Annotated in this window: 10 protein-coding genes; 4 read left to right on the plus strand and 6 right to left on the minus strand. The window is 37.8% G+C overall.

The features are described 5' to 3' along the window. Window positions 1-144 precede the first annotated feature (144 nt). The 5 genes from LCM23_RS10635 to LCM23_RS10655 form a co-directional block, all read right to left on the minus strand. The gene (locus LCM23_RS10635) at window positions 145-894 is read right to left on the minus strand and encodes an SDR family NAD(P)-dependent oxidoreductase (protein WP_224936922.1); all 750 of its coding nucleotides are present in this window, start codon (window positions 892-894) and stop codon (window positions 145-147) included. A 553-nt stretch (window positions 895-1,447) separates the two neighbouring features. After that, window positions 1,448-2,947: a malate:quinone oxidoreductase gene (locus LCM23_RS10640; RefSeq protein ID WP_224936923.1), complete on the minus strand. Its 1,500-nt coding sequence runs from the start codon at window positions 2,945-2,947 to the stop codon at window positions 1,448-1,450. 474 nt (window positions 2,948-3,421) lie between these two features. Further along, window positions 3,422-3,784 carry a YxeA family protein gene (locus LCM23_RS10645; protein ID WP_224936924.1) on the minus strand — a complete coding sequence of 121 codons (363 nt, stop codon included), beginning with the start codon at window positions 3,782-3,784 and terminating at the stop codon, window positions 3,422-3,424. After that, window positions 3,785-5,638, minus strand: coding sequence for an FtsX-like permease family protein (locus tag LCM23_RS10650; RefSeq protein ID WP_224936925.1), 1,854 nt, complete (start codon window positions 5,636-5,638; stop codon window positions 3,785-3,787). Then, on the minus strand, window positions 5,625-6,392 hold the full coding sequence (locus tag LCM23_RS10655; RefSeq protein WP_224936926.1) for an ABC transporter ATP-binding protein: 768 nt from the start codon (window positions 6,390-6,392) through the stop codon (window positions 5,625-5,627). The genes LCM23_RS10650 and LCM23_RS10655 overlap by 14 nt, the downstream gene beginning before the upstream one ends. A 150-nt stretch (window positions 6,393-6,542) precedes the next feature. Here LCM23_RS10655 and LCM23_RS10660 point away from each other — a divergent pair, with 150 nt between their 5' ends. The 4 genes from LCM23_RS10660 to LCM23_RS10675 all read left to right on the plus strand — a co-directional run bounded on the left by LCM23_RS10660 (window position 6,543) and on the right by LCM23_RS10675 (window position 9,639). Beyond that, window positions 6,543-7,256 carry a response regulator transcription factor gene (locus LCM23_RS10660; RefSeq protein WP_224936927.1) on the plus strand — a complete coding sequence of 238 codons (714 nt, stop codon included), beginning with the start codon at window positions 6,543-6,545 and terminating at the stop codon, window positions 7,254-7,256. A gap of 10 nt (window positions 7,257-7,266) precedes the next feature. Further along, window positions 7,267-8,649 (plus strand): sensor histidine kinase, encoded by a 1,383-nt coding sequence (locus tag LCM23_RS10665; protein ID WP_224936928.1) that lies wholly within the window; start codon window positions 7,267-7,269, stop codon window positions 8,647-8,649. Between the two features lie 187 nt (window positions 8,650-8,836). Beyond that, the gene (locus LCM23_RS10670; protein ID WP_224936929.1) at window positions 8,837-9,247 is read left to right on the plus strand and encodes a VOC family protein; all 411 of its coding nucleotides are present in this window, start codon (window positions 8,837-8,839) and stop codon (window positions 9,245-9,247) included. 14 nt (window positions 9,248-9,261) lie between these two features. Beyond that, the gene (locus LCM23_RS10675) at window positions 9,262-9,639 is read left to right on the plus strand and encodes a VOC family protein (RefSeq protein WP_224936930.1); all 378 of its coding nucleotides are present in this window, start codon (window positions 9,262-9,264) and stop codon (window positions 9,637-9,639) included. Between the two features lie 218 nt (window positions 9,640-9,857). On the opposite strand, the gene LCM23_RS10680 is transcribed toward LCM23_RS10675, so the two are convergent. After that, the coding region (locus tag LCM23_RS10680; RefSeq protein WP_224936931.1) for a hypothetical protein at window positions 9,858-10,442 on the minus strand (585 nt) is incomplete at its 5' end.

The following is a 10,442-nucleotide window of genomic DNA, read 5'->3' on the forward strand; positions in this document are numbered from 1 at the left end:
CAATAACGGATATATTATAGCTCAATCCCTCTACAATGTCATTTTGACGGGCATTTACAAACATTCTGTCTACTTATAATGATGGAATCTGAGTTAGAGACAAAAAAAATCCCCCGCCATTTATTTTGGTAGGAGATTCTTGAGTTAATGTAATTTTATTGAACCACCATCAACAAGTATAGTTTGTCCAGTAATGTAGTTTGAATCTTCACTTGCTAAGAATACAGCTACTTTCCCGATATCATTTTCAGAATCACCTAAACGGCGTAATGGAATCTTATTTACCATCGCATCATATGCTTCAGGCGCATGTTGTTTCCATTGTTCCACTCCTGGTGTTAAAGCAATTGGAGAAATCAAGTTAATATTAATATGATCAGGTCCCCATTCATTTGCTGTTACACGTGTGATGGCACGTATCGCTTCTTTCGCAGCAGCATAAGCTGTTTGTGTCACTTGTCCATCAATTCCCGCTCCTGAAGCAAAATTAATGACTTTTCCTTTATTTTTCTTTAACTCAGGATACGCCGCTTGCATAAAGCGAACCGTTGGATAAAAACCAGTGTTAAAAGAAAGGTCAAAATGCTCTTGAGTTGTTTCATTAAAGAGCACCTGTTTAGATACATGTGCATTATTTACGAGAATATCAAGTTTACCAAACTTCCTAACAACTTCTTCAACAATTTGCGTAATGTTTTCTTGTACTGTGATATCTTTGATAAACAGCATACCTTCTGTGTGAACACGAATCTCTGCTAATGTCTCTTTCCCTTTTTCTTCATTCACATCAACAATGGCAACATGCGCGCCTTCTTTCGCCATCGCAAGCGCCATTCCTCTTCCGATTCCAGAAGCACTCCCAGTAATAATCGCAACCTTACCATTCAATTTCATGAGAAAGACCCCTTTATTAAAATAATATATTTAGACATCTAAATACTTTATGAATAAATCATATCAGATTATATTAGGATCTGACAATAGATTATACTTCCACGTCATGGCAAATATAGGGTTTAGAACAGCAACATTACGGACGGATTTCATCAATGATTTATTGATAACTGGAGAGGAAAAATGAACGAAAAGGGTTTGTATGGAAAACGCAAGGGAGCTAAAGGGCTGTGCTCACAATAGTTACATTTATTCTGTCAGGTTGTGTGGGTAATTCGCCTATGTGCACAGTAGTCTCTCCGTTTTCGCAGTTTATGCGGACAATTCGTCATACCCACACTTTGCGCAATCATAAATACGCTACTCTGGAACTTGTAACTAATCACAATCCATTTATCAAGGTTCTTCTGATTTTCAACTATTTATCATGCGGCAGCGCAATCGGACAGGCTTACCAGATTTCCCACCAATCAATAACCATTCATAAACACAAAAAAGAAAAACCTGAACATTCCACACTTCAGCTGTGATGTTCAGGTTTCTCTCTCATCTATTAATTATGAATCGCTTTATTTTGATCTAAACCGAGCGCTCGGTCAGTCGTTTGATTTACTTTTTGGAGTAACTCCGGATTTTCTGATAAAGAAAGGCCGTAAGATGGTACCATCTCTTTAATTTTTGGCTCCCAATCTTTTATGTTTTCTGGGAAGCAGCGCTCAATGATATCCAGCATAACTGGAACAGCTGTCGATGCCCCTGGTGATGCGCCTAATAAAGCAGCTATTGAACCGTCGCCTGCCGTTACCACTTCAGTACCAAATTGGAGCGTACCTTTTCCGCCTTCTTCTGTATCTTTAATCACTTGCACACGTTGACCAGCAATGACTAATTCCCAGTCTTCACTTTTTGCATTTGGAACGAATTCACGTAATTGTTCCATGCGCTTTTCTTTTGACTGTAGCACTTGCTCAATTAGATATTTTGTTAAGCCCATTTCCTTCACACCAGCTGATAACATGGTTAACACATTGCTTGGCTTTACAGAAGTGATTAAATCAAACATGGAACCATTTTTTAAAAACTTTGGTGAGAAGCCGGCGAATGGACCGAATAATAATGATTTTTTGTTATTAATGTATCTTGTATCCAAATGCGGCACAGACATTGGTGGTGCACCCACAGGCGCTTTACCATAAACTTTCGCATGATGCTGTTCCACGATCTCTTGGTTTGTACAAGACATAAAGATTCCACTTACAGGGAACCCGCCAATGCCTTTCCCTTCAGGAATACCTGATTTTTGTAGTAAGTGTAAGCTACCGCCTCCACAACCGATAAAGACAAAGTCTGCTTTATGGTTTTCCAGGTTTCCACCTGCATGGTCACGTACTTTCACTTCCCAGCCGCCATCTCTTGTGCGTTTTAAATCATCTACACTATGCTGATAGTGCATTTCCACACCTTGAGACTCTAGTTGTTGGAATAATAAACGTGTAAGAGCACCGAAGTTTACATCTGTACCTGAATCGATTTTTGTTGCGGCAATCGCATCAGTAGTTGCACGGTTTTCCATAATTAAAGGAATCCATTTTTTTAATGTTTCATGATCTGTCGCATACTCCATACTAGCAAATAGTGGATTGCTAGACATTGCTTCATGCCGTCTTTTCAAAAACTCTACATTTTTTTGTCCTTGCACTAAACTCATATGTGGCAAAGGCATAATGAACTCTTGTGGTCTTCTAATTAATTGACTATCAACTAGATAAGCCCAAAATTGTTTAGAAACTTGGAACTGCTCGTTAATATTGATGGCTTTCTTAATATCAACAGAACCATCTGGATTTTCTTTCGTATAGTTAAGCTCACATAATGCAGCATGACCTGTACCTGCATTGTTCCACTCATTTGAACTTTCTTCCCCTGTTTTATCCAATTTCTCAAACACTTTGATTTTCCAGTCTGGAACTAATTCTTTTAAGAGCGAACCTAAAGTCGCGCTCATAATCCCAGCACCAATTAAAATCACTTCTTTGGTTTCCCCGTTGCTCATTTTTTACCATCCTTATACCGTGAAATTTGCAGAGAAAATAAGACAATAGTCTAACCTACACCAAAAACGCTTCTCTACCCTTCCAGTTGTTGGTCGATGTAGGCAAACGTTTACATTGTGCAGGCACCTTCTCTTTAATATGCGCTAAATTAAATGTCATCAATCTTTGCAAAATATATATTTCTCAATACTAATTATACTATAAAATTGGCAATTATCCATCATAGAAGAAATTCTTCTCCCTCTATAATAGTATAAATCCTATTTATATTATATAAAATTTTTTGATATTTGACTGAAAAAAATAATGGAAAACAGATAAAAGTTGGAAAGTTCCGCGCATTTTTTCTTAGTGGTTATTCTTTTATTTGCTTTTAACGGATATTTTGCTGTTTTATTCAACTTTACCATTCTTATTATTTATTATTCCAAAATACTTAAAAGGCCCCGAAAAAAATTTTCAGGGGCCTATCTTTACGCATTTATTTTTTCTATTACTTCTGAAGGAATATCACTTTCTTTTACTTCATCGTAAGACGTGACTTCATTACTATCATCAAGATAAAGCATTAAGTAGGCACCCTCTCGCAAAGCTCTAGAAGAAGAGAATTCTACTGCGATTGCTTTGCCCTCTTTATTATAAGCTGAAAGCTCATACCAATACCTTTTCATCACTTCTCCTGATTCTAATGTTTCTTCTTCTACTCTCGGCTCTTCATTTAATTGAACATACGCGTTCTCTTTGCCTAAACGATTAAAATCCATATTCATTAATAGAATAACTGCCACAATAAAAACGATGACAATTCCCCCGATAACCCCAGTTGTCTTCTTCATTTATCTCTCCCCTAACATTGAAAATATCGTTTTTTGAAAGCTTCTTATCGTTAAGAAATAATAGATGAAATAGATTATTGTATATGCTAGCATCCATATTACTACTGGTATAAGCAGATTCATCATTAGCAAATTAGAAAATGCAACTAAGGCGATCGCTCCATGCATTAATCCAAGTAGTAGTGGTGCCGTAAAGATCATTCCCACCTGATGTCTAATCGTTCGTTTCATTTCTTTTTGTGACACACCAATTTTGTATAACACTTGATATTTCCCTTTATCTTCTTCTGCTTCAGTCATCATCTTAAAGAAAATGATGCTACCCGTAGCGACTAAGAATACGAGTCCAAGAAAGCTTCCAACAAATAGCATAGAGCCTGAAGCTTCAATGGAATCTTTATATTGTTGTGTTGCACTTGAAAATTGTTCTGTAGAAGCAGCTAAATCATCAGATAGTGCTTGCTGCTTTTTATAATCTTCCACTTGAACTGCCTGGTAGGTCACCTGAGGGCTGTCAATTTGTTCAAAAAAAGCATCTGTTACAACTAATAATTTACCTCCCATTGTGAAGGTATTAACAACAGATCGATCCTCGTAAGCAATTACGTTTAATGTTTGCTTATTAAGCTTAACCTCATCTACTTTCGTCGACCAACGCTCATCATAATACGTATCCAGGATAAATGCCTCTTCCTGATTAATGGTAGGGAGGCCCTCCCACCCTTGTTGTGTAGCCAATTGCTTGAAGGTTGAATAATCCATTACTTGGTAGTCAATTTCCATGTCACCTTCAGCTATACGGACAGTTTTACTTTTGATTTCCTCTTCATACACAACAATGTCTTGTGTAATTTTCTGTGGCTCGCCCTCCCACATAAATGTAATAGGCGTGTAGGTCTCTATTTCTTTGTCCGCATTATAATAAAGCCCAAATACCGCACCACCAGCAGTAATTGTTGTTGCACTTAAAGTTGCAATTACTGTTAGTGTTCGTGCATTCCCACGAATGCGGTGCAATAGCTGTGACGTTGTCCATAGATTTAATCCTTTCCAAGCCCAGTTCTTTTGATTTTTTAATTTCGATAAAATATAGACAAGTACACTATTAAAAATCAGATACGTTCCTAACACAGTTAATCCAATAATCACTAATGGCATAGCTCCACTAAGTAAGCGCCATACTTCTGAAGTCATCAAATCTTGCAACGCCAACCAATAAGCACCTGCTAATGATGCCACACCTAATACAGCCGAGATAAGACGTGCTTTCGGCAATTCCTCGCCTTTCTTTTCTGCGTGAAATAAATCAATTAACTTAAAACGATAAATAACACGATAACCTTGTAATGACGTAAATAAAAACAGAATCATAAAGACGATGACTGTATTAACAACTGCACTTGGTGAAAATGCTAGACTGCTCATTACTTCAAGTCCCATTAATTTTAATAAAACCATTAAGAGGAGTTGTGATAGTAAGAAGCCCAAGCCAACACCAATAATTAAGGCAATTACGCCAATAACGATATTCTCGAAAAAAAGCATAAAACCGATGGAGCGTTTACGTACCCCAAGTAAGGAATAAAGCGCTACTTCCTGCTTCCTTTTTTTCATAAAAAAAGAGTTCGAATAAAGGATAAACACAGCAACAAAAATAATCAGAACAAATGCAGATGCACTCATAATACTACTGACTTGCTTTGAGACTGCTGCCAAAGCAGTGATGTCTTCACTATATTTCAACGTGACAAAAGTAAAATAAATGATAATAGAGAAAATCATCGAGCCGATGTACAGCCCATAACTCTTCACATTTCGACGAATATTTTTGATCGCTAAATCAAATAGCGTCATTATCGTCACCGCCTAGTTGTGCCAATTCCGCTAAGATCATTTGGAAAAACTCTTTCCTGGTATGTGAACCACGATAAATTTCCTTTGATAATTGGCCATCTTTAATAAAAAGAATTCTTCGGCAAAAACTAGCAGCATAAGCATCATGCGTAACCATCATAATCGTTGTTTCATGCTTTTCATTTAATTGGCTCATGCTTTCTAGTAAATCTGTTGCTGACTTTGAATCCAAAGCACCAGTCGGTTCATCAGCAAAAATCAATTTAGGATTCGAAATCAGTGCACGACAAGCTGCCGTTCTTTGTTTCTGACCTCCAGATATTTGATAAGGATATTTATCCAATAAAGGAGCAATCCCGAATGTATGCGCTAATGTCTCTACTTTTTCAGCCATTTCCTTTGCTGATTTTTTAGCAATCGCAAGTGGAAAGACAATATTTTCGCGAACAGTTAATGAATCGAGTAGATTGTAGTCTTGAAAAATAAAACCTAAATGATCACGGCGAAAATCCGCTAACTTCTCTTCTTTCATTTTGGCAATATTGTCTTCTTCAATATAAATATCACCGTTTGTCGGAGAGTCAATTGTTGCCAATACATTTAGTAAGGTAGACTTCCCAGCTCCTGATGGCCCCATAACGCCTACAAATTCCCCATGGCTAATGTCAAATGATATATTCTGAAGCGCATGAAATGTGTTTGCACCTTTTCCGTATATTTTTTCTACCTTTTTTACAACTAATAATGATTCCATATATTAAGCACCTCTTTCTTATGTCTCTACTTTACCTCCCCATCCTTACACTAAATTCACTTCTACCTTACAAAATCCTTAAATTGTATATAATAATCGTTAAACACTGTTAAGATAAGGCTAATAGATAGATGAAAGGAAGGAATCAATGTGGAACAGCCTCGTATTCTAATCGTTGATGATGAACAAGATTTATGTCAGCTCATGCAAACTTCTCTAAAAAAAGAAGGATTTCAATCCATACAAACAGCAGGTACAGTTAAGAATGGTTGGGAACAATTCCAGGCTTTCTCCCCACATTTAGCGATTCTCGATGTGATGCTTCCTGACGGTGAGGGCTACGATTTATGTAAAAAAATCCGTGAAGTCTCAAGAATTCCAATTTTATTCCTATCCGCCAAAACAGATGAAGTCGATAAGATATTAGGATTGGCAATTGGCGGAGATGACTATATTACAAAACCATTCAGCCCAAAAGAAGTTGCTTATCGTGTGAAAGCGCAACTCCGACGTGCTGGCAGCTATTCACAACAGATATCTGAACAAGCAATGATAGAAACAACGATGATGACTGCCGGTCCTTTTGCCTTAAATAAAGAACAAACAGAAGTGTACAAGCAGGATCAACGCATAGAACTAACTGCTAAGGAAGTTGGGTTAATGGCTTGTTTTATCCGAAACCCAAATCGAATACTTAGTAAGGAAACATTGTTTCAAACCGTGTGGGGTGAAGACTTCTACGGAGCAGATAATACATTAATGGTTCATATCCGCAGATTACGTGAGAAAATAGAAGATAATCCATCCAAACCGACCTTCATTACGACGGTTAAAGGGCTCGGGTATCGACTGAATGTAAAATAGGTGAGGACAAATGAAATGGAAATTAACTGGTAGGTATTTATTCTCAATTTTAAGCATCGTTTTCATCGTCATCATTGTTAATACAATGGTTTTAATTGGTTTGCTTATTTATCAGCAACAACAAGGCATTGATCAAGTAGAAAGTGGTTCAGCCGAACGATTCACCCGTTCTTTTTCTAACTATTTAACAATAGAAGATGAACAACCAACTCTTTCAGCTGAAGGAGTAGAGGCGCTAGAATCATTCGGTGCGTGGCTGCAAATTTTAAATCATAATGGAGAGGTGATTTCCTCTAAATTTGCACCTGATGGAGTTGCAAATCATTATAGCCCTGTAGAACTTGTACATAAATATAAGTATATGGACGATCATTTTAATACGTATTTCCTCGGGGAATTCGAAGAATATAGTTACATCATTGGTGTCCCCCAAAGTAAAGAGGAGCGCGTTACTTTCATGATGGATACCACTTCAGTCATTACGTATGTCTTCAAAGCAATCATTGCCATAACGATTGTTGATTTGATTATCGCAGCTATTGTTGGGCTACTCTTTAGCACAATACTGACCAAGCCTGTTCATTATATGATTGAACGCATTTCTCAACTTAAAGCACGAAATTTCGCTGTTCAAAAGACGAAACGAGCAGGTATTTATAAACCTGTGTTTGCCAATCTGAATGAAGTTTCCACTACCCTTCAAGCGCATGAGGAAGAACGTAAAAAACTCGAAAATATGCGCAACGAATGGATAAGTAATGTTTCCCATGATTTAAAAACACCGCTTGCCTCCATTCGCGGCTATGCCGAGTTATTAAATGAGGAGCAAGTTTCCCATGCGGAGAGGCAGGAATACGCAGAAGTCATTGAGCGGCAATCTCTTTATATGAAAGAATTACTAGATGACTTTAACCTTACACTGCGATTACGCAACCAAGAATTACCTTTGCACATACAAGAGATAAAGGCAGAACGATTTACGCGGGAAATGGTTATTGACATCTTGAATGATCCTCGTTATGACGGCTATCATATCAGTTTTGAAAGTGATGATCCGGCACTCATTTGGTCCATCGACCAGCATTTAATGAAACGAGCTCTATTGAATTTTATTCACAATGCCCTTCTCCATAATGCATCAGACGTTGAGGTAGATATTCGTCTAGAAGCTGGAAAACTAATCATTGAGGATAATGGAAACGGTATCGCTTCCGACGACTTAGAGCAAATTTTTGACCGATACTACCGTGGCACTAATACAAAAGCACAAGGTACTGGGCTTGGAATGGCGATTGCGAGAGATATCATTACAGCCCACGGTGGCACCGTTTATCTGACTAGTGAACAGCATCAAGGTACAAAGATTGTTATTGCATTAAAACAGCAAATGTAACGAGTTAATACACCCCTCCTAGACTTATAAAAAGGGGTGTATCTCTGTTATGAAGAATGATAAGAAGGAATGAAGTATGTTCTTTTTACAGAATATTCTAAATTAAAATTGACTACCTCATAGCATGTCTCTATAATTAACGTGAAATCAGTCTTACCATTAACTACGAAAGAGAAGGTGACAAGAAATGTCTTTTCAACCTAAAATGACATTTATTAATTTACCTGTGAAAGACTTAAAGAAGTCAATGGACTTTTTTAAACAAATTGGGTTTACTTTCAACGACGATTTCACTAACGATGACGCCGCGTGTATGGTCATCAATGAACATACTTTTTCCATGCTGATGACAGAGGGACAGTTTAAAAACTTTACCGCCAAAAACATCATTGATTCCAATGACCAAATTGAAGTCATTACATCCTTTGCTGCTGAAAGTAGAAACCAAGTCAATGAAATTATTAAAAAGGCGTTAGATGCTGGTGGTAGATTGGCATCTGAAGCAAAAGACTTTGGATTTATGTATCAAATGGGCTTTCAAGATCTTGATGGACATACGTGGGAAGTCATATATATGGATAGTCAAACGACAAGATAAAGGAGGCAATTATTTTGACCCTATCACTAGGACAAATCATGTTATATGTCAACGACCAACAAACAAGCTTGCAATTTTGGATAGAAAAAATCGGCTTCAAACTGATTGCGGAAAATGACGAAGGAGATTTTAAATGGTATGAGGTTGCTTCGTCCGAACAAACAGAAACAACGATTGTACTTCAAGATAAACAAACCGTTGCAAAGATGAGCCCGGAATTAAACCTTGGGACACCCTCTCTTATGTTTTATACAAATGACATTGAAAAGCTCTACCAAACATACAAGAATAAAGAAATCACAGTAGGAGAGCTCGTTGAAATGCCTTTTGGTAAAGTATTCAACTTTGCCGATAACGAAGATAATTATTTTGCGGTGATGGAGAAGAACTAAGTTGGCAAACACACGGGCTGTAAGTTCGTGTGTTTTTTTGTTGTAGGTGATTGAATGCAATTGCCTTTGGCTGTTACTTCTGTTTCACTGCTGATTCAAGCAATTTTTGCTACTGACGCGGGTTTTTGACTCGTATTTTGCTTAATCCTATCTGTTTTTTCTACTGCCTCCGTTTTTTGACTCGTTTCTTGCCTAATCCTATCAGGTTTTCCTACCGACTACGTTTTTCGACGCGTTTCCTGCCTAATCCTATCAGGTTTTTCTTCTGCTACGGGTTTTTGACGCATTTCTTGCTTAATCCTATCAGGTTTTCCTTCTGCTACGGGTTTTTGACGCGTTTCTTGCTTAAGCCTATCAGGTTTTCCTACTGTCACCGTTTTTTGACGCGTTTCCTGCCTAATCCTATCAGGTTTTCCTTCTGACTCCGTTTTTTGACGCGTTTCCTGCCTAATCCTATCAGGTTTTCCCACTGACACCGATTTTTGACACGTTTCCTGCCTAATCCAATCAGGTTTTCCTACTGACTCCGTTTTTTGACGCGTTTCCTGCCTAATCCTATCAGGTTTTCCTACTGCCTCCGTTTTTTGACGCGTTTCTTCCTTAATCCAACCAGGTTTTTCTACTGACTCCGTTTTTTGACGCGTTTCTTGCTTAAGCCTATCAGGTTTTCCTTCTGCTACGGGTTTTTGACGCGTTTCTTGCTTAAGCCTATCAGGTTTTCCTTCTGCTACGGGTTTTTGACGCGTTTCTTGCTTAAGCCTATCAGGTTTTCCTTCTGCTACGGGTTTTTGACGCGTTTCTTG

This window comes from Cytobacillus kochii, assembly GCF_020171845.1.
GTDB classification, from domain to species: domain Bacteria; phylum Bacillota; class Bacilli; order Bacillales; family Cytobacillaceae; genus Cytobacillus; species Cytobacillus kochii.